General features: G+C 69.6%; 21 protein-coding genes, 2 tRNA genes and 1 rRNA gene. 13 read left to right on the top strand and 11 right to left on the bottom strand.

All coding sequences use genetic code 11. The features are described 5' to 3' along the window. The first annotated feature begins 53 nt into the window (after positions 1-53). From rrf to LT972_RS13340, 4 genes are all read left to right on the top strand, one after another. Positions 54-175, top strand: a 5S ribosomal RNA gene (gene rrf / locus LT972_RS13355). A 125-nt stretch (positions 176-300) separates the two neighbouring features. Next, positions 301-376: transfer RNA gene (locus tag LT972_RS13350), tRNA-Cys, on the top strand. Positions 377-480: 104 nt separating this feature from the next. Further along, positions 481-1,281, top strand: coding sequence for a hypothetical protein (locus LT972_RS13345; RefSeq protein ID WP_232570875.1), 801 nt, complete (start codon positions 481-483; stop codon positions 1,279-1,281). 54 nt (positions 1,282-1,335) lie between these two features. Then, complete coding sequence (locus LT972_RS13340) at positions 1,336-1,536, top strand: hypothetical protein (RefSeq protein WP_232570874.1); 201 nt, start codon at positions 1,336-1,338, stop codon at positions 1,534-1,536. 138 nt (positions 1,537-1,674) lie between these two features. Here LT972_RS13340 and LT972_RS13335 read toward each other — a convergent pair. Further along, a tRNA-Lys gene (locus tag LT972_RS13335) sits at positions 1,675-1,748 on the bottom strand. 91 nt (positions 1,749-1,839) lie between these two features. On the opposite strand from LT972_RS13335, the gene LT972_RS13330 reads away from it, so the two are divergent. Then, complete coding sequence (locus LT972_RS13330) at positions 1,840-3,081, top strand: M20 family metallopeptidase (protein ID WP_232570873.1); 1,242 nt, start codon at positions 1,840-1,842, stop codon at positions 3,079-3,081. On the opposite strand, the gene LT972_RS13325 is transcribed toward LT972_RS13330, so the two are convergent. Together LT972_RS13325 and LT972_RS13320 are read right to left on the bottom strand one after the other, a co-directional pair. Then, positions 3,072-3,728 (bottom strand): DUF7119 family protein, encoded by a 657-nt coding sequence (locus LT972_RS13325; RefSeq protein ID WP_232570872.1) that lies wholly within the window; start codon positions 3,726-3,728, stop codon positions 3,072-3,074. The two genes, LT972_RS13330 and LT972_RS13325, sit on opposite strands and share 10 nt — an antisense overlap. 32 nt (positions 3,729-3,760) lie before the next feature. Continuing rightward, complete coding sequence (locus tag LT972_RS13320; RefSeq protein ID WP_232570871.1) at positions 3,761-3,898, bottom strand: hypothetical protein; 138 nt, start codon at positions 3,896-3,898, stop codon at positions 3,761-3,763. Between the two features lie 240 nt (positions 3,899-4,138). Here LT972_RS13320 and LT972_RS13315 point away from each other — a divergent pair, with 240 nt between their 5' ends. The 3 genes from LT972_RS13315 to LT972_RS13305 are packed head-to-tail and all read left to right on the top strand — an operon-like array spanning position 4,139 to position 6,538. Beyond that, positions 4,139-4,468 (top strand): hypothetical protein, encoded by a 330-nt coding sequence (locus tag LT972_RS13315; protein WP_232570870.1) that lies wholly within the window; start codon positions 4,139-4,141, stop codon positions 4,466-4,468. 43 nt (positions 4,469-4,511) lie between these two features. After that, positions 4,512-6,272 carry a nitrite/sulfite reductase gene (locus LT972_RS13310; protein ID WP_232570869.1) on the top strand — a complete coding sequence of 587 codons (1,761 nt, stop codon included), beginning with the start codon at positions 4,512-4,514 and terminating at the stop codon, positions 6,270-6,272. A gap of 2 nt (positions 6,273-6,274) precedes the next feature. After that, positions 6,275-6,538: a DUF6360 family protein gene (locus tag LT972_RS13305; RefSeq protein WP_232570868.1), complete on the top strand. Its 264-nt coding sequence runs from the start codon at positions 6,275-6,277 to the stop codon at positions 6,536-6,538. On the opposite strand, the gene LT972_RS13300 is transcribed toward LT972_RS13305, so the two are convergent. The 3 genes from LT972_RS13300 to LT972_RS13290 are packed head-to-tail and all read right to left on the bottom strand — an operon-like array spanning position 6,539 to position 8,577. Further along, positions 6,539-6,925, bottom strand: coding sequence for a hypothetical protein (locus tag LT972_RS13300; RefSeq protein WP_232570867.1), 387 nt, complete (start codon positions 6,923-6,925; stop codon positions 6,539-6,541). 54 nt (positions 6,926-6,979) lie between these two features. Continuing rightward, positions 6,980-8,251, bottom strand: a complete 1,272-nt coding sequence (locus tag LT972_RS13295) for an MBL fold metallo-hydrolase (RefSeq protein ID WP_232570866.1) — start codon at positions 8,249-8,251, stop codon at positions 6,980-6,982. A gap of 47 nt (positions 8,252-8,298) precedes the next feature. Beyond that, positions 8,299-8,577: a hypothetical protein gene (locus tag LT972_RS13290; protein ID WP_232570865.1), complete on the bottom strand. Its 279-nt coding sequence runs from the start codon at positions 8,575-8,577 to the stop codon at positions 8,299-8,301. Positions 8,578-8,675: 98 nt separating this feature from the next. Between LT972_RS13290 and LT972_RS13285 the strand changes: the two genes are divergently transcribed. The 4 genes from LT972_RS13285 to LT972_RS13270 all read left to right on the top strand — a co-directional run bounded on the left by LT972_RS13285 (position 8,676) and on the right by LT972_RS13270 (position 12,361). Further along, complete coding sequence (locus LT972_RS13285) at positions 8,676-10,145, top strand: aldehyde dehydrogenase family protein (RefSeq protein WP_232570864.1); 1,470 nt, start codon at positions 8,676-8,678, stop codon at positions 10,143-10,145. A gap of 425 nt (positions 10,146-10,570) precedes the next feature. Continuing rightward, complete coding sequence (locus LT972_RS13280; RefSeq protein ID WP_232570863.1) at positions 10,571-10,978, top strand: 30S ribosomal protein S6e; 408 nt, start codon at positions 10,571-10,573, stop codon at positions 10,976-10,978. Positions 10,979-11,015: 37 nt separating this feature from the next. Then, the gene (locus LT972_RS13275; protein WP_232570862.1) at positions 11,016-11,453 is read left to right on the top strand and encodes a DUF5807 family protein; all 438 of its coding nucleotides are present in this window, start codon (positions 11,016-11,018) and stop codon (positions 11,451-11,453) included. Beyond that, positions 11,453-12,361, top strand: coding sequence for a carbohydrate kinase family protein (locus LT972_RS13270; protein ID WP_232570861.1), 909 nt, complete (start codon positions 11,453-11,455; stop codon positions 12,359-12,361). Before LT972_RS13275 ends, LT972_RS13270 begins: the two co-directional genes overlap by 1 nt. On the opposite strand, the gene LT972_RS13265 is transcribed toward LT972_RS13270, so the two are convergent. The 4 genes from LT972_RS13265 to LT972_RS13250 all read right to left on the bottom strand — a co-directional run bounded on the left by LT972_RS13265 (position 12,358) and on the right by LT972_RS13250 (position 15,839). Further along, the gene (locus LT972_RS13265) at positions 12,358-13,155 is read right to left on the bottom strand and encodes a BtpA/SgcQ family protein (protein WP_232570860.1); all 798 of its coding nucleotides are present in this window, start codon (positions 13,153-13,155) and stop codon (positions 12,358-12,360) included. The genes LT972_RS13270 and LT972_RS13265 overlap by 4 nt on opposite strands. 61 nt (positions 13,156-13,216) lie before the next feature. Then, the gene (locus tag LT972_RS13260; protein WP_232570859.1) at positions 13,217-14,296 is read right to left on the bottom strand and encodes a DHH family phosphoesterase; all 1,080 of its coding nucleotides are present in this window, start codon (positions 14,294-14,296) and stop codon (positions 13,217-13,219) included. 37 nt (positions 14,297-14,333) lie between these two features. Continuing rightward, positions 14,334-15,368: a hypothetical protein gene (locus LT972_RS13255; protein ID WP_232570858.1), complete on the bottom strand. Its 1,035-nt coding sequence runs from the start codon at positions 15,366-15,368 to the stop codon at positions 14,334-14,336. Between the two features lie 39 nt (positions 15,369-15,407). Continuing rightward, complete coding sequence (locus LT972_RS13250) at positions 15,408-15,839, bottom strand: universal stress protein (protein WP_232570857.1); 432 nt, start codon at positions 15,837-15,839, stop codon at positions 15,408-15,410. Between the two features lie 75 nt (positions 15,840-15,914). Between LT972_RS13250 and LT972_RS13245 the strand changes: the two genes are divergently transcribed. Beyond that, a complete protein-coding gene (locus tag LT972_RS13245) occupies positions 15,915-16,358 on the top strand; it encodes a universal stress protein (protein ID WP_232570856.1) in 444 nt (147 codons plus the stop codon). On the opposite strand, the gene LT972_RS13240 is transcribed toward LT972_RS13245, so the two are convergent. Further along, the gene (locus LT972_RS13240) at positions 16,355-16,894 is read right to left on the bottom strand and encodes a GNAT family N-acetyltransferase (RefSeq protein ID WP_232570855.1); all 540 of its coding nucleotides are present in this window, start codon (positions 16,892-16,894) and stop codon (positions 16,355-16,357) included. The two genes, LT972_RS13245 and LT972_RS13240, sit on opposite strands and share 4 nt — an antisense overlap. Position 16,895: the final 1 nt, after the last annotated feature.

Raw genomic sequence — 16,895 nt, 5'->3', positions numbered from 1 at the left:
CACGGACGTCCGCCGACGTCGGCGTACAACGGTTCGATTCCGTTGGTCGGTATTAAGGCGGCCATAGCGGCGGGGCAACTCCCGTACCCATCCCGAACACGGAAGATAAGCCCGCCTGCGTTCCGGTCAGTACTGGAGTGCGCGAGCCTCTGGGAAATCCGGTTCGCCGCCTGCCATTCATACTCTCATCAAGCCTCGAACAGCGTTAGCGCTGTTCGGGGCTTTTTGTATTTGTAGCGCGGAGTGGCGACACTCCAGACCGCTACGCTTATGCGCGCGAGCGAAGTATCACGTGATAGCGCCAAGGTGGCAGAGTCCGGCCTAACGCAGCGGCCTGCAGAGCCGCCCATCGCCGGTTCAAATCCGGCCCTTGGCTTTCTTCGCGTTCGTCGAGTGGCGTAGCGTTGGGTGTGGCAGCTGGTTCTCGGAGTCCGGGAGTGGAAAGTAACGATTATACGCGCCCCTCTCCACGCTTCGAGTATGCAACGACGCGCTGCGGCGGTGTCCGTCGCTATCTTCCTTCTGCTGGCGGCCGGGTCGTACACGCTCATCGGGGCCGCCGAGCAGCCGGAGGTGTCGCTGGATAATCCGGATTATTCCGTGTCTGTGAACGAGACGCGGACGATCGGGGACACGGCGTACGACTTCTCGGAGGTGTCCGAGCAGTCTGCGACGGCGACGTGGGTGAACGAGTCCGCACGGTACACGGTGGTGTGGAGTGCCGAGGATACGGTGCCGTTCCGTGATGGGAATTACACGGTCGTAATCGCGAACGAGTCGGAGCCGTCGTCGTTCGAGTTGCGCGAACAGCAGACTGTGGACCGTCCGACCGTCGAGCAGAACGGGACGACGTACGTCATCGTCGAGGACGGCGAGAATCGGACGTTGGTGCCACGCGACGAGTACTTGCCGGAGCAGCAGGTGTACGAGTTCAGTGAGGGCGACGCGATCGAACTTCAGGACAACGACAACGAGACGGTGGTGGCGTCGGTGACGGAGTCCGAGGTCACCATCGAGTGGTTCGCGCCGCGGACGAACGAGCTGTCGTTCAGCGAGGGCGAGAACACGACCATCGGTGGGACGGATTATCTCGCGCACTTCACGCAGGCGGGCGGTGAGTCGGTCGTGCAGTTGACGACCGATTACGAAGATTACACGGGTGACGTGGACGCTCAGCAGTACTTCAAGGAGCGCATGAACGGCTTGTGGGGGATCGTGATTCTGGCCGGTAGCGCGGTGGCGTTGTTGGTGATGATGGCGTTCATGCCGTCTCGGTACTGAGGGCGTTCGCGTCGTTCCGTCAGCGTTATCCTCTTTCGCGGTGAGGCGTCGTGCATGCAACAGGTGTTCGCTGACCGATTGGACGTGTTCGGCGTCCTCGTCGGGGTGTTCGTCGCGCTTGTGGGCGTGGGGACGCTCGTCGGGATGCCGTGGCAGTACAGCGGTGGCGGTCTGGTGACCGTGCTGCAGATTTTCGGTTCGGTGGTTGCTGTCGGCGTCGGTGTCGGGCTGGCGTGGTTGACGCACACGCAGTAGTTCGTCTGGATTGCACGGGCCGGTACGGATAGTCTTCTACGTTTTCGCGTCGCGTAGCGGCAGTGCTGTCGATGCGCGTCGTGGTTTCGCTCGGAATCCCCATCGACCGGTTGACGCGTCGCTACGGGACTCGTTGTACGGGCCGAGAGGGATTTGAACCCTCGACCGTCTGGTTAAAAGCCAGACGCTCTGCCGAACTGAGCTATCGGCCCTCGGTTTCACCTCGGTGGTCGCGCGGTTAAACGTTTACCATCCTCGCGGCGGCCCGGAACGCTTAGGCGGGCGTCGGTGGTCGGTTTTGGTATGGAAGCGTTACGGGAGTTCGCGTCCCGCCTCGTGTCCTTCGAGTCGACGGCCGGTCGGGAGGCCGAACTGGCGGCGTGGGTTCGCGAGCGATTCGAGGATTTCGGCTTCGAGACGTACGAGTGGACTGCAGACGCGTCGGTGCTCGCGGACCACCCGTCGTTCCCGGACGACCCGAGTGAAATCGATACTGAGGGCAGGCCGAGCGTGGCGGGCGTCGTGGAACTCGGCGACCCGGACGCGGGGCCGACTGTGGTGTTGAACGGGCACGTGGACGTGGTGCCGGCCGACGAGAGTGCGTGGTCGTCGTCGCCGTTCGAGGCGACGTGGGACGGGGACGAGTTGACCGCGCGCGGCGCGGCGGATATGAAGTCGGGGGTGGCGGCGTGCGTGTTCGCGGCGAGGCGGCTCGCGGACGCGGACGATTTGGACGGTCGAGTGGTCGTGGAGTGCGTGGTCGGCGAGGAGGAGGGCGGCGTGGGCGCGGCGTCGTCCGCGCTGGACAGCCCGTTCCCGTTCGCCCGGGACGCGGCAATCGTGGCGGAGCCGACGGAGTTGACGCCTGTCGTCGCGTCGGAGGGGAGTCTGATGAAGCGGTTGACGCTCCGTGGGCGGTCGTCGCACGCGGCGACGCCGTGGCGCGGGGAGTCGGTGCTCCCGCACTTCGACCGGGTGCGGGAGGCGTTCGAGGAGCTGGCGGCGGCCCGCGAGGAGCGCGTCACCCACCCGCTGTACGAGGGGTTTCCGACGAAGTGGCCCGTGGTCTGTGGGACTGTGGAGGCGGGCGAGTGGGCGTCGACGGTGCCGGCGTCGTTGACCGCGGAGTGGCGCATCGGCGTCGCGCCGGGGGAGACCGTCGCCGGGGTCGAGCGGGAGTTCGACGAGCGTCTCGCCGAGGTGGTGGCGGAAAACGAGTGGTTGCGCGAGCATCCGCCCGACTTCGAGCGGTTCTCCGTGCAGTTCGAGCCGTCGGAAATCGACCCCGACGAGCCGGTGGTGCGTGCGGTCCGGCGCGCGCTCGCCGAGAACGGCGTCGAGGACACTGACCCGCGTGGTGTGACGTACGGTGCGGACGCCCGGCACTACGTCGAGGCGGGGATTCCGGCGGTCATCGTGGGGCCGGGGAGCATCGAGCAGGCGCACTTCCCGGACGAGACGATCGACTTCCGGGAGGTCGAGACGGCGGTGGACGTGTTCGCGGACGCGGTCCGGGCGTTTTTCGAGGCGGGGGGTCAGAGGTAGTCGCGGAGCGCGTCGGCGACGACGTCGTCGATGGGTTCGTCGGCGGCGGTGGCGTGCTGTCTGAGGTCGCGGTAGACGTCCAGCGGGAGCGCCACGTCGAGTTCGCCCGGAGTGACCTCGAGGTCGCGGAGCGCGTCCACGGGGTCGGTGCCGTCGCCGACCGCGCTGGCGGCGGCGCGCACGTCGCGGACGGTGAGGTCGTGGTCGATGGCGGCCCACGCGAGCAGGTAGCGGCCGTCGCCGTCGACGCGCGCGATGTGTTTGGCGGCCGACGGCGGGATGTCGCCGCGGGCGACGCGCTGGCGGATGGGCCGCGGGAGGTCGTGGACGCGCGCCCATTTCCGGATGAAGGAGACGCCGACGCCGTCGCCGGCGCGTTCGGCGGCGGCTTTGTAGGAGTGTTCGGCGCGCACGAGCGCGGCGCAGGCGGCGGCGCCGCGGAGCATGTGGACGTGGGTGTCGTCGAGGTCGCCGTTCGCGAACGCGGCGACGGTGGCGGCGGCGTCAGCGGCGCTCTCCGGGTCGTCGGGGTCGAAGGCGACGGCGTCGCGGCTGTGGTCGCCGGTGACGCGTTCGTCGCCGCGGACGACCGGCTGGCCGACCGGGGAGTCGCGGTCTGTGGGCGGCCGGCCGTCGTCGTGAGTCATGCCGTACTGTAACGGGGTGGCGCGTAAAACACCTATTCCTCCTCGCGTTCGCGGCGTTCCGAGAGGTGTTCCCAGATTTCGGCGCAGCCGGCGCCGGGTTCGACGCCGTCGAGGTGGGCGTCGTCTCGGTCGTCGTCTGCGTCCGGGCGCGTCTCGCTGGCGTCGGTCACTCGTCGTCGCCCTCCTCGGCGGTGAACAGTTCTGGGGCGGCGTCGGCGGAGGCGTGTTGCCGGCGGCCGCGCGGTGAGTCGGACATGGGGAGTCGTAGCGAGGGGAGACGCATAACCGTCGCTTCGCCCGCAACGCCCGCCAGCACTGCCGGGTAGGGGCGAGTCTTGACGGTGTCGGCGACGAGTGGCGGGCGTTGCCAGCGCCGACGGGGACAGGGCACGCCGGTCCGAATCGGGAGTATGGTGACGCGACTGCGGTTGTTGGACGACGCCGCGTGGGTGAGCGTGAACGACCGCCGCGAGGTGGGCGCCAGTGAGGTGTGGCCGGTCGCTGGCGGCTTCTGCTCGTGTGCCGTTGCGTGGGTCGTCGCGGAGGCGTTCGTGGACGTGGGCGTGGACGGCCGGCGCGTGGAGGCGCGGGCGCGCGGACACTGCGTTGAGTGCGGGGCGGCTGGGACGACGCCGTGGGTGGCCGTGGGCCGGGTGACCGACGCGGGGTTCGAGCCGACGACGGGGCTTCGCCGGTCGCGGCAACGCTCGCCCGTTTCGGGTCGCCGCGGGGACTCTTGACGGCAAGCGCGGCTTGGTAAGTCCGAGTGTCGAGTGTGTGGGTATGCCGACGGACGTGGAGCGCTGGAAGGACGAGGTGTACGGCGAGGAGATACGCGACCACCTCTTCGAGTTCGCTGAGGCGGGGTGGGACGCCATCCCGGACGACGAGCGGGACGCGTGGTTCGAGCGGTTCAAGTGGTGGGGATTGTACCACCAGCGGAAGGGCCAGGAGTCGTACTTCATGATGCGAGTCGGGACGCCGAACGGCGTCCTCGAACCCGGCCAACTGCGGACGGTCGCCGAGGTGGCCGACGAGTACGCGCGGGGGCCCGTCGAGAATCCGGAGTTCGGCGCGGCGTACTGCGACTGGACTACCCGGCAGTCCATCCAACTCCATTGGATAACACTCGAAGACGTGCCCGCCATCTTCGAGAAACTGGAAGCGAACGGCTTGACGACCCAGCAGGCGTGTGGCGACTCGTGGCGAAACGTCGTCGGGTGTCCGGTCGCGGGGAAGGACACCCACGAGCACGTGGACGCGTGGCCCATTGCGAAGGAACTCCACGAGACGTTCAAGGGCGACGATGAGCACGCGAACCTCCCGCGGAAGTGGAAGGTGTCGGTCACGGGCTGCGACCAGGGCTGTGGGCAGGGAGACATCAACGACCTCGCGTTCGAGCCGGCCGAGAAGGACGGCGAACTCGGGTTCAACGTCCGCGTCGGCGGCGGCCTCGCGCGGAAGGAACCGCGGTTCGCGCGCGATGTGGACGTCTGGGTGCCCGAGGAGCGCGTGACCGACGTGGCGGGCGCGATTTCGTCGCTGTTCGACGACCACGGCGACCGGGAGGACCGGTACAGCGCGCGCATGAAGTTCCTCGTAGACGAGTGGGGCGCCGAGAAAGTGCGGTCGGTCTTACAGGAGGAGTACGTCGACTGGGACCTCGAAACCGCCGGCGACGACCTCCGCGAGTCGTACACGTACAACGCCGGGACGGGCGAGCACGGCGACCACGTCGGCGTCCACGAGCAACCGAACGGCGACTACTACGTCGGCCTGAACGTCCTCGTCGGGCGGATGGGCGTCGAGGACGTGTTCGCGCTCGCGGACCTCGCCGACGAGCACGGCTCCGGGGAGGTGCGTCTCACGCAGCGACAGAACGTCATTGTCACCGACGTGCCCGAGGACGCCCTGGACGACTTCCTCGCGGCCGACCTGCTCGACGACTACTCGCCGGACCCCCACCCGTTCCTTCGGGGTTCCATCGCCTGTACGGGGACGGAGTTCTGCTCGCTGTCCATCGTGGAGACGAAGAACCGGCAGGTGCGGTACGCGCGCTGGCTGAAGGCGAACGTCGACGTGCCCGACGGCGTGACGGACTTCCACATTCACCTCTCCGGGTGCACGGCGTCCTGCGCTCAGCCCCAGATTGCGGACGTGAGCCTGCGCGGGATGAAGACCCGGAAGGACGGCGAGGCGGTCGAGGCCTTCGACGTGGGACTGGGCGGCGGTCTCGGCGAGAATCCGCGGTTCGCGGACTGGGTGGAGATGCGCGTGCCCGCCGACGAGGTGCCGGGGTACGTCGCGAACCTCCTCTCGGCGTTCGCCGACGAGCGCGAGGGCGGGGAGTCGTTCCGCGAGTTCGTCGCGCGGCAGGACGAGGAAGCGCTCCGTAACCTCGCGGACCCCGAGGAGACGGACTACGACGACCCCTACATGCACAACACGAAACTGACGTGGTACCCGTACGCCGACGACGACGAGATGGCCGCCAGCCCCGCGCCGACGGACGGCAACGGCGAGCCGATTCCGGGGGGTGACTGACGGTGGCCGACCGCGTCGTCGGCGTGAACGCGTACACGACGTTCACCCTCCTCGACGGCGAACGCGAGGGCCACGGCTGGAGTGAGGACGCGCCCGCCGTCCTGAACGTCGCAGCCGGCGGCGGCGACGTGCTCGTGGAACTCGAACTCGACGACGCCGCGACCGACCGAGCGCCGCCCCACGCCGACCGCGTCCGCCTCTCCGCGGCCGACGCGCGTGCGCTCGCCGAGGAACTCGAAACGTACGCCGACCGCGTTGAGGACTGATTACTCGTCGGCGTTCTGCGCGCGCCGCCGCCACTCGCGTCGCTGTTCGCGCTCGGCGACGTGTTCTTCGCCGCCGGCGACGTCCTCGCGGAGGTCGTTCTCGAAGTCGCTGACGGCGGCGAGCAGGCCGTGCCGGAACTCCTCGACGAGTTCGTAACTCCACCGGTCGCCGACCGCGCCCGCGGGCAGGTGGCGGTCCCGGAGTTCGTCGGCGTACGCGTCGTGACCAGACTCCCGGAGGAGGTGTTCGGCCTCGTTCAGGTGGTCCATGCCGCGCCCGAGGCTGTGGTGGAACCCGAGCAGACTGCCGTACGCGCGGTAGACGTGTTCGACGCCGAGTTGGAGTTCGTGGAGCGCGTCGCGCTCGGTGGCCGAGAGGTCCGTCATGTCCACAGATAGGTCCGCGACGCAATTACCTGTGTGGGTGAGTACCACGGCGCGCTAAATAGACAGTTCGTCGCCGAGTGCGGGCGCGCTCGCGTCGAAGCCGTCCGCGCGGAGTTCCTCGGCGAAATCCGCGCAGCGGTCGCCGTGGTTCACGAACACCTCGCTCCCGCGGTAGGCGTCGAGGAATTCGCGGAGGCCGTCGCGGTCGGCGTGCGCGGAGAAGTCGTGGCTCTCGACCTGCGCGGCGACCCGGAGGTGGCGGCCGTCGATTTCCGCGCTCCCCGTTTCGAGCAGTTCCCGACCGGGCGTCCCCTCGACCTGGTAGCCCGTGAACGCGATTTTGTGCTGTGGGTTGCCCGCGATTGCGGGGACGTAGGTCATCGCGGGGCCGCCGCCGAGCATTCCGGCGGTGGTGACGATGGCGGTGCGTTTGTCGGCGATGCGGCGGCGCTGGCCGTCCCGCGTGCCGGCGTCCACGAAGCGCGCGTGGCCGCAGGCCCGCCGGAAGGCGTCGGGGTCGCGGAGGAACTCCGGGGTGCGCTTGAAGCTCTCGGTGACGGCGACGCCCATCCCGTCGACGTAGCAGTCGACGCCGTGGGCGTCACAGACGAGCATCGCCTCCTGCGTGCGCCCGACGGCGAACGCCGGGACGACGACGGTGCCGCCCTCGTGGACGGTCTGCTGGACGGACTGCGCGAACCGGCGTTCGACCGTCTCGCGGTCGGGGCGGGTCACGTCGGCGTACGTCGCCTCGCAGACGACGGCGTCGGCGTCCGGGCGCGCCGTGGTGCCCGCGAGCAGGCGCTGGTCCTCGGTGTTGAAGTCCGCGGTGTAGAGGAGGCGGCTCTCGCCGTCGTCGACGAGTACGTGGGCGCTGCCGGGGATGTGGCCGGCGTCGAAGAACGTCACCTCGTAGCCCGCCGCTTCGAAGGGCTCGCGGTAGCCGTGGGTCTCGGAGACTTCGCCGAGGCGCGCGACCTCCGTCCGGGTGAACGGACAGTCGTAGCGCCCGCCGCGCTCGGTCGCCCCGCGGCCCTGCTCGGCGCGCTGAATCTTCAGCGTGTCTTTCGCGAGCAGGCGCGCGAGGTCGCGGGTCGGCGGCGTCCAGTGGACCGGCGGGCGACGCGACCCGGCGAGGAGCGCGGGCACGAGACCGGCGTGGTCGAGGTGGCCGTGGCTGACGACGACGGCGTCCGGGTCCACCGAGTCGAGGGGGTACTGGGGCGGCGTCCCGTTCTTCAGACCGTAGTCCAAGAGCAGCGAGTCGTCGACGAGGATGGCGCTCCGCCCGACCTCGCGGGCGCCACCGAGGAACCGCACGTCCATTCGGTTCGGGGTAGTCGGCGCGCCCGCTTGGGTGCGTCGGTGCGTCGCTACTCCTCTCGCTCCCACGCCGTCACGCGGAACCGCCGGTAGCCGCCGTGGGACGCTTCCAGCGCGCCCATCCACCAGTTCCAGCGCTCGGCCGGCGTCCCCTTCGGGGCGTCCGAGAGGTGTTCGAGGACGAACTCCGCGGTCAACTCCGCGTCGAGGTCGGCTCCCAGTTTCCCCGCGTCCGCGAGGTCGCCCGCCGCCCGCGCGACCGTGCGTCGCTCCGCGGGCGTCCCGCCGAACGCCTGTCGCAGGTGCAACATCAGCACTTCGCGGTCCATCGCAGTCGGTGTGGAGTACGCGACCCCGCGGCTTCAACACTCGGATGAACGTTCCGATGGGAGTAACATTACCACGGAGGACCTCGAAGTCCGACGTGATGTCCGACCTCGACCTCAGCGACGCGGACTGGCAGACCCAGTACATCGACGGCGAGTACGTCCCGGTCGGCGACCGCGACACCATCGCCGTCGACGACCCCTCGACGCGCGAACAGTTCACCGAGGTACCCGCCGGCACCAGCGACGACGTCGACGCCGCCTACGAGGCCGCCGCCGACGCCCAGACCGAGTGGGCGAACACACCACCTCAGCAGCGAGCGAGCGTCGTCCGAACCGCCCGCGACCTGCTCAAGGAACACCGCGACGACATCCTCGACCTGCTCGCGGCCGAATCCGGAACCACGCGAACGAAAGGGTTCGCGGAGTTCTACACCTCCGTCGGCATCACCGGCGAAGCCGCCTCCTTCCCCACGCGAATGTCCGGGGACCGACGGGAGTCCACCGTCGAGGGCAAGGAGAACATCGTCGTGCGCGAACCGCAGGGCGTCGTCGGCGTCATCTCCCCGTGGAACTTCCCGCTGAACCTCTCGATTCGCGCCGTCGCGCCCGCCATCGCCACCGGGAACAGCGTCGTCCTCAAGCCCGCCTCCAACACCCCCGTCACGGGCGGCCTCCTCCTCGCGAAACTGTTCGAGGCCGCCGGCCTCCCCGAGGGCGTCCTCAACGTCGTCACCGGCCGCGGGAGCGACATCGGCGACGCCGTCGCCGGCCACGACGAAGTCGACGTGGTCGCGTTCACCGGCTCGACGGGCGTCGGCCGGCAGGTCGCCGCCACCGCCGCCGAGAACCTCGCACTCCCCGCGATGGAACTCGGCGGGAACAACGTCCACGTCGTCACCGACGACGCCGACCTCGACAAGGCAATCGACGGCGGCGTCTTCGGTTCGTTCCTCCACTCCGGGCAGATCTGCATCTCCATCAACCGCCACCTCGTCCACGAGGACGTCTACGACGAGTACGTCGAACGCCTCACCGAACGCGCCGCCTCGCTCCCCACCGGGAGCGCCCACGAACCCGACACCGTCGTCGGCCCGATTATCGACGAATCCCAGCGCGACCAGATTCTCGACTACGTCGAGGAGACGGTCGACGCCGGCGCCACCCTCGAAACCGGCGGCGGCCACGACGGCCTCGTCGTCGAACCTACCGTCCTCTCGGACGCCACCAACGACATGGCCGCCGCGTGCAACGAACACTTCGGCCCCGTCGCCCCCGTCATCCCGTTCAGCGACGACGACGAAGCCGTCGAACTCGCCAACGACACGGACTACGGCCTCTCCGGCAGCGTCCACGCCGGCGACACCGGCCGCGCCCGCGACATCGCCGACCGCATCGACACCGGCATGATTCACATCAACGACCAGCCCATCAACGACGAACCCCACATGCCCTTCGGCGGCACCGGCGACTCCGGCATGGGCCGCTACAACGGCGAAGCCGTCATGGAGGAGTTCACCCAGCAGAAGTGGATTAGCGTCCAGCGAGAGGAGCGAGACTACCCGTTCTAAAACCCACTTTTTGCCCTGCGCGGGTCGCCAAAGGCGACCCCGCTCGGCAAAAACTTGGGGAAAAAGCGCCGTCACCCCACCTCCGGTGGGGTTCGGCGCCAGCGCGCGAAGCGCGCTGTGAACCGCTCGCGCATTCCGAGGCGGCTTCGCCGCCTCGCGGCGCTCGCGGACGCTGGCGGCTACCGGCTGTGTCCTCTGCTGTTCCGGGCCGTAACTTCAAGTGCGAGGCCGGGACCAACCTGGCGCGTGACGTGAGTTTCGACGCGGGGCGTCCCACTCGATAGCGCGGCGCGCGCCCCGCGTGCAGTCCCGCCGCCTGCTCGCCACTTCACCCCTGTCGACGCCCGGATTCGCGGGGAGGGCCGTCAGCGTCGGTACTGCGCGGCTTCGACGGGTTTTTGAATAGCGCCCGACTGGTTTCACGCATGGCTACGTTTCAGGTCGCCGTCGCCGACCCCGAGTCGGGACGCACCTACCAGCGTGAGGTAGACGGACAGGACGCGAACCGATTCCTCGGCCTCGACATCGGTTCCGAAGTCGACGGCGAAGCCGTCGGCCTCGACGGGTACACGGTCACGATTACGGGCGGCAGCGACGCCGCCGGCCGACCGATGCGCGGCGACGTCGACGGCGCCCAGCTCAACGACGTGCTCCTCTCGGGCGGCCCCGGCTTCAACCCCTCCACGGACGGCGAACGCAAGCGCGTGAGCGTCCGCGGGAAGGAAGTCTCCGACGAAATCGTCCAACTCAACGTCTCCGTCGCCGAGCGCGGCGACGAGTCCGTCGACTCGCTCTACGGCGAGGGCGACGAGGAAGACGGCGACGACGAGTAACGCCACGCTTTTTCGCGGCCGCCGCCTACTCGCTGTCGTGAGCGACTACGACGCGTACCTCGCCGGCGACCGCACCGACCACGTCGCGCTCTACCTCGCGGAGTCGTACGTCTCCGACGTCGACGAACTCGCGGACCGCGACGACGCCGAGCGCGTGGGCGAGGGGGTCGTCCTCGTCGTGGACGGCGAACGCGGCCGCAGCGTCTTCCAGAAAATCACGGGGATGGCGGCGATGGACTTCGGTTCCGCCGCGATGGACAACCCCGGTCACGTCGACAGCGACCTCGTCGGCGGCGACTGCCCGCACGCCGCCGACGGCCCCGAAGACCACAGTCCCGAGTTCGTGTTCTCCTTCGCGGAAGCCCAGAACGAGGAGGTCGGCGGAATGTACGCCGACGGCGACGTGATTCACGCCTACGTCTACTGTTCCTGCGGGGAGACGTACTCCGACAAGTGGGTCGCGGGCGACCGGTAATGGCTCGCGTCGTCGCCGTCGGGAGCGCGGTGCTCGACCGCGTCTACGGGCTGTCGAATCTCCCCGAGCCCGACGGCGGCGCGTTCGTCCGCGACTACGAGGAGCGCGCGGGCGGCGTCGCGGCGAACGTCGCGTGCGCGCTCGCCGCACTCGACCACGAAACGAGCGTCGTCTCCCGCGTCGGCCGCGACGACGCCGCGGACCGCGTACTCGACTCGCTCGCGGACTACGGCGTCGACGCGTCGGGCGTCCGCCGCGGCGACGACGACACCTCGTACGCACTCGTCCTGCGCGGCCCCGAGGGCGACCGGATGATTGTCGCGGGCGGCGACAGCGTCCCGGCCCTCGAACTCACCGCCGAGGACCGCGAACGCGTCCGGAACGCGGACTGCGCCTTCACTAGCGCGTACGCCCCCGACGGCGCCGTCAGCGACCTCGTGGAGATGCGCGCCGCCGGCGAGACGACCGCGCTCGCGTTCGACCTCGCCGGCCCGCTGTCGGAACTCGACGGTCGGGGCGCGACCCGCGAGACAATCGACCGAGCGGCCGAGACGGCCGACCTGTTCGTCACGAACGAGGTCGCGGCGCGCTCTTACCTCGACTGCGGCCCCGAGGAAGCCGCGACCGAACTCCTCGAACGCGGCGCCGAGCGCGTGGCCGTGACGGTCGGCGCGGACGGCGCGTACGTCGGCACGGACGACGTGACTCACGTCGCCGCCGAATCCGTCGAAACCGTGGACACCACGGGTGCGGGCGACGCGTTCACCGCCGCGCTGATTCACGCGTGGGTGCTCGACGGCCGAGAAGCGACAGCGGCCGCACGCGTCGCGACTGCGGCGGCCGCCCGGAACTGCACGGCGGCGGGCGCTCGCGGCGCGCTCGCGACGCGGGACGACCTGTCCGGTTAGCGCGCCGACTCGACGAGGTCGCGGACGCGCGCTTCGTCCACCGGCGCCGTCGTCTCGCCGTCTTCTTTCAGCGCCGTCCCGACGATGACGCCGTCCGCGAGGGCGAGCGTCTCGCCCACGGTCGACTGTGTGACGCCGCTCCCGACGAACACCGGCGCGTCCACGCCGAGTTCGTCGCGCGCCGCCACGACGGCTTCGAGGTGGTCGCGGTCGGTCTCGTGACCGGTGCCGGCGCCGCTCGCGACGAGGCCGTCGGCGTGTCCGCGCTCGACGAGTTCCGCGACCTCCTCGGTGAGGGGGCGCTCGGCGAGCGGCGCGGAGTGTTTCACATCCACGTCGGCGAGAATCGACACGTCCGCGCCGAGGCGGTCGCGGAGGCGCACCGTCTCGGCGGCCTGTCCCGTGACGACGCCCTGGTCGGTGAGGCGCGCGGCGGCGTGGACGTTCACGCGCACGAACTGTGCGTCCGCGGCGGCCGCCACGCTGATTGCTGCTTCGGCGTCGTTTCGCAGGACGTTCACGCCGATTGGGAGGTCCGTCTCTCGTCGGAGGTCGCGGGCGAGCGCGGCCATCGACGCGACGACGTGTTTGGGCACGTCGTCGGCGTAGAACGGCGCGTCGCCGAAGTTCTCGAGCATCAGGGCGTCCACGCCGCCGGCTTCGAGGCGTCGTGCGTCGCGGAGCATCGCGTCGCGAATCGCCGCGCGGCCGCCGTCGAAGCCGGGCGCGCCGGGGAGCGCGTCGAGGTGAACCATCCCCACGACGGGGCGCTCGGCGCTGAAATCGAGAGTCATACTACCAGCGAGGGCGCCGGAGAGGAAAAGCGCCGCGACCCGTCGTTGGCCGTCCGTCTCCCTAGTCGTCGGCCGGCTCGTCGGGGAGGTTCCGGAAGCCGTCGAGGATGACCTGCTTGGCGGTCGCGCCCTGCGAGGTCCAGTGGTTCGCGTAGTCCATCATGTCCTCGTAGATGTCGGGCTTGCAGCCCGCGGCCTTCGGGTGGCCGCCGCCGTTCACCTGACGGGCGACCTCGTGGGCGCGCTGGAACGTCTCGGTGCCGCGAATGCTCGCGCTCCCCGAGGGCTTGACGATGACCGCGGCGTCGGCGCCCTGCTCGCGGAGCGCTTCGGCGACCTCGTTTTGGGAGCACCGGCCGTAGGTGACGCCGACGGTCCACTCGCCGATTTCCTTCATCGCGGCGCGGTCGACCGCGCGGTCGATGAGTTCGTGTTTCTCGACGCGGCGTTCTTCGAGGAAGTCCATGACTTCGTCCGGGAGGTCGGCGCCGTGAGCCTGCACCACGTCCATGTACTCGTCGGCGTCCGACCAGTACGAGTAGTCCGCGAGGTCGTCGCTTCGCTCGTCCTCTTTCAGCCAGAGGTCGTGGTCCCGGGTGACCTCGGCGAGTTCGGCGAGGCGCTCGGGGAGGTCGGCGTCGATGGAGCGCACGGCCACGTCGGCCGTACACTCCTCTTCGCTGTCGCCGATTACGAGGTCGACGCCCGCGTCGCGGACGGACTCGGCGGTCTCCTCGGTCCACTGGTGGTGGTCGAACCACCGCACTTCGCTGGCGGCCTCGACGGCGTCCGCGAGTTCCTCCTCGACGTACTCGAAGCGGTCCGGACAGACGTCACAGACGAACAGTTTGAAGCCGGGTTCGCCGAACTCCACGGCCCTGCGCAGGCCGTCCTCGATTTCGTGGGGGCCGGCGGGCACGAGCGCGGCGTCGCCGTACACCTCGCGGACGATGGCGGCACAGGCGAGGCCGTCGGCGTCCGGGTCCGCGACCACGATGACGTCGGCGCCCTCGACGCGCTCGCGAATCTCCTGGTCTCTCTGTGCGTCCCGCACGTCGTCGGGTACGAAAAAGCCCTTCCCGGGGAGCAGCGACTTGCGCTCCAGCGGGAGGTCCTCGTCCTCGATGACCCAATCTTCCATACGCCTCCGTGGGGTGGACCGCGGAAGAACCCCGCGGTTAGGCGTCGAGGTGCCACTCGCCGCGCCCGGTCGCGGTCGCGTAGCGGCGGTCGTTCCCGAGGAGTTTGTCGCGCTTCCAGGTGACGCTCACGCGGTGGTCGTACGCGATTTCGCCGTCGGTCCGGAGGCCGCCACAGCCGGTGAGCGCGCTCTTCGCGCGAGAACTCTCTGGGGTCACCTCGAAGGAGAAGTCGCTCCGAATCGTGTTCGACGTGTTCGCGATTTGGACGCCGTTCTCGGTGTGGGGGTTCGGCCACGCGCGGTGCAGGCGCTGGTCGTCCGGGAAGTCGGCTTCCCGGACGCCCTCCTCGATTGCGTAGCCGTCGTTGGCCTCGGCGTGGAGGCGCGTCCGCAGGCGCACGAACCGTCCGGCGTCCTGCCGACTGACCGTGGCCGTCGTGCGCGAGACGTAGGCTTCCCCGGTGTCGAGGCGGCCGACGACGTGGGCCGACCCCGCGTAGTCGTACATGCTGTCCGCCGACGACTCCGGGACGAACGTGTCGCACTCGGGGACGCGCCCGACGAGCGCCCACCCGAACGCGTCGAGTACGGGGTCGTCCCACCCGCCATCGTCGACGAATGTGTACGTGTCCACGGTGCCGTTCCGTCCGGGCACGGCGACGGCGACCGGTACGGGACGCGCCCTGACTTCCTCGACGCCGAACGTGTAGTTCTGTCTGGTGCTCTCCAGCAGTCCGCGGAGCGCGCTCTGTGCGTCGCCGCCGTCGAACGCCACGGGCTTGTGGTCGCGGAGCGCGCGTACGAGCGGGACGCGGTCGGCGTCGGTGGTCGCGAGCACGGCGTCCGCGTCGTCGATGCTGTCGACGGTATTCGGGGGGTCGGGCAGGTCGCTGGCGTCGCCCGCGAGATAGACCTGCTCGCTCTGGAGGGCGTGACTCGTGTCCTCGTCCAGCCCGCTTCCGGTGTTCACGTCGGGTCGGCCGCCACCGCCGAGCGCACCACAGCCGGCGAGACCGGCGGCGCCGGCCGCACCCGCGGCTGCGAGGAACTGGCGGCGATTGGTGGAGGGCATCGTCGCGAACCGACGCCGCGACTCGGTAAAAGTCTCGTGTTACTCGCTGTCGTCGAGTTGGCGCACCGTCAACACCGGCACCGGACACGTGCGCACGACGCGCTCCGCGACGCTCCCGATGAGAAAGCGGTTCTCGCCGTGGCGGCCCCGCGTCCCGGTCGCCACCACGTCCGCGTCCACGTCACGCGCGTACTGGCTGATTTCGGCCGGCGGCCGCCCCTCGCGTACGGCCGTCGTGACGTCGCGGACCGCCCGGTCGGCGACGGCCGCAACCGCCTCCTCGCCGCGCTCTTCGAGCGCGTCGTGCATCTCCTCGCGCACCTCCTCCGGCGCCGTCTCCACCTCGCTCTCCTCCAGCACGTACAGGGCGTGTACGGCCGCGTCGAACCGGTCCGCGAAGTCGAGCGCGACCTCGACGGCGCGCCCCACGCTCTCGGACCCGTCGGTCGCGACGACCACGGTGTCTATCATACTAGGCGGTATCTCGCCGGAGACCTTAAACCCACACGCGGAGCGTTTTAGTAGCCCGACGGCGCACGCTCACGCATGCCCCTCGAAGTCGACACCGTACTCGTTCCCGTCGACGGCACCGAAGCGTCCGTCACGGCCGCCGAGTACGCGCTCGCGGTTGCCGACCGCTACGACGCCGACGCACACGCGCTCTACGTCCTCGGGGAGACGGTGACCCGCGCAATCAAGGCCGGCGACGTCGCCGAGGACGACGTCGTCGAGGACACCAACACGTTCCTCGCGGAAGTCGCCGCGCTCGCCCCCGAGGACGTCACCGTCGAATCCTCCATCGCGTACGGCTTCTCCACGTCGCGGAAACTCCAACACCCCGGCAGCGTCATCCTCGACTGCGCCGACGACGTGGACGCCGACTTCCTCGTCATCCCCCGCGAAGGCATGCGCGGCGACGCCGGCGACGTCCTCGAGAAGGCCGCCGAGTACGTCCTGCTGTACGCCAGCCAGCCGGTGCTCTCCGTCTAGTTCAGGCGAATCGCCATCTCCATCTCGAAACTCTCGGCCGACGCCGTCTCGAAGCCCACCTTCTCGTAGAGCGCGACCGCCGGCCGGTTCCAGCGCTCGACGGTCAACCACACCAGGTTCGCGCCCTCGCTTTGCCCGTACCCGAGCAGCGCCTCGATGAGTCGCGTGCCGATGCCCGCGCCCTGGTAGTCCTGGTGGACGAAGATGGCGAGTTCGTACGTCTCCTCGTCGTCGGGCACCAGCGTCGCGTGCCCGGCGACCCGGTCGCCGTGCCACGCCACCACGTCGAACCCGTCCTGTGAGAGCAGCGTGTTCAGCCACTCCCGAACGCGCTCCTCGCCGACCGGCGGCACGCCCTGCGCGCGGTCCGCCGGGTCGAAATCCACGTACATCTCCACGAGCGCGCCGAACCCCTCGCCGTCCGGCTCGTCGAACGCCCGTAGTTCGATGTCTCTCGCCTCGCGGTCCGCGAACGACACCGGCGGTCGCGGGAACTCCTCGGCCACTTCCTCCGGGTACACGCGTTCCCCCACCATC

It is taken from the genome of Halobacterium litoreum, from assembly GCF_021233415.1.
Classification (GTDB): Archaea; Halobacteriota; Halobacteria; order Halobacteriales; family Halobacteriaceae; genus Halobacterium; species Halobacterium litoreum.
Note: the sequence above shows the minus strand (reverse complement) of the source record. Positions and strands in the feature narration are given on the sequence as shown.

What these genes read in the sequence shown, in the direction of transcription:
- LT972_RS13345 (WP_232570875.1), top strand. Translation starts at nt 481, where the DNA reads ATGCAACGACGCGCTGCGGCGGTGTCCGTCGCTATCTTCCTTCTGCTG.
- LT972_RS13340 (WP_232570874.1), top strand. Translation starts at nt 1,336, where the DNA reads ATGCAACAGGTGTTCGCTGACCGATTGGACGTGTTCGGCGTCCTCGTC.
- LT972_RS13330 (WP_232570873.1), top strand. Translation starts at nt 1,840, where the DNA reads ATGGAAGCGTTACGGGAGTTCGCGTCCCGCCTCGTGTCCTTCGAGTCG.
- LT972_RS13325 (WP_232570872.1), bottom strand. Translation starts at nt 3,728, where the DNA reads ATGACTCACGACGACGGCCGGCCGCCCACAGACCGCGACTCCCCGGTC.
- LT972_RS13315 (WP_232570870.1), top strand. Translation starts at nt 4,139, where the DNA reads ATGGTGACGCGACTGCGGTTGTTGGACGACGCCGCGTGGGTGAGCGTG.
- LT972_RS13310 (WP_232570869.1), top strand. Translation starts at nt 4,512, where the DNA reads ATGCCGACGGACGTGGAGCGCTGGAAGGACGAGGTGTACGGCGAGGAG.
- LT972_RS13300 (WP_232570867.1), bottom strand. Translation starts at nt 6,925, where the DNA reads ATGACGGACCTCTCGGCCACCGAGCGCGACGCGCTCCACGAACTCCAA.
- LT972_RS13295 (WP_232570866.1), bottom strand. Translation starts at nt 8,251, where the DNA reads ATGGACGTGCGGTTCCTCGGTGGCGCCCGCGAGGTCGGGCGGAGCGCC.
- LT972_RS13290 (WP_232570865.1), bottom strand. Translation starts at nt 8,577, where the DNA reads ATGGACCGCGAAGTGCTGATGTTGCACCTGCGACAGGCGTTCGGCGGG.
- LT972_RS13285 (WP_232570864.1), top strand. Translation starts at nt 8,676, where the DNA reads ATGTCCGACCTCGACCTCAGCGACGCGGACTGGCAGACCCAGTACATC.
- LT972_RS13280 (WP_232570863.1), top strand. Translation starts at nt 10,571, where the DNA reads ATGGCTACGTTTCAGGTCGCCGTCGCCGACCCCGAGTCGGGACGCACC.
- LT972_RS13270 (WP_232570861.1), top strand. Translation starts at nt 11,453, where the DNA reads ATGGCTCGCGTCGTCGCCGTCGGGAGCGCGGTGCTCGACCGCGTCTAC.
- LT972_RS13265 (WP_232570860.1), bottom strand. Translation starts at nt 13,155, where the DNA reads ATGACTCTCGATTTCAGCGCCGAGCGCCCCGTCGTGGGGATGGTTCAC.
- LT972_RS13260 (WP_232570859.1), bottom strand. Translation starts at nt 14,296, where the DNA reads ATGGAAGATTGGGTCATCGAGGACGAGGACCTCCCGCTGGAGCGCAAG.
- LT972_RS13255 (WP_232570858.1), bottom strand. Translation starts at nt 15,368, where the DNA reads ATGCCCTCCACCAATCGCCGCCAGTTCCTCGCAGCCGCGGGTGCGGCC.
- LT972_RS13250 (WP_232570857.1), bottom strand. Translation starts at nt 15,839, where the DNA reads ATGATAGACACCGTGGTCGTCGCGACCGACGGGTCCGAGAGCGTGGGG.
- LT972_RS13245 (WP_232570856.1), top strand. Translation starts at nt 15,915, where the DNA reads ATGCCCCTCGAAGTCGACACCGTACTCGTTCCCGTCGACGGCACCGAA.
- LT972_RS13240 (WP_232570855.1), bottom strand. Translation starts at nt 16,894, where the DNA reads ATGGTGGGGGAACGCGTGTACCCGGAGGAAGTGGCCGAGGAGTTCCCG.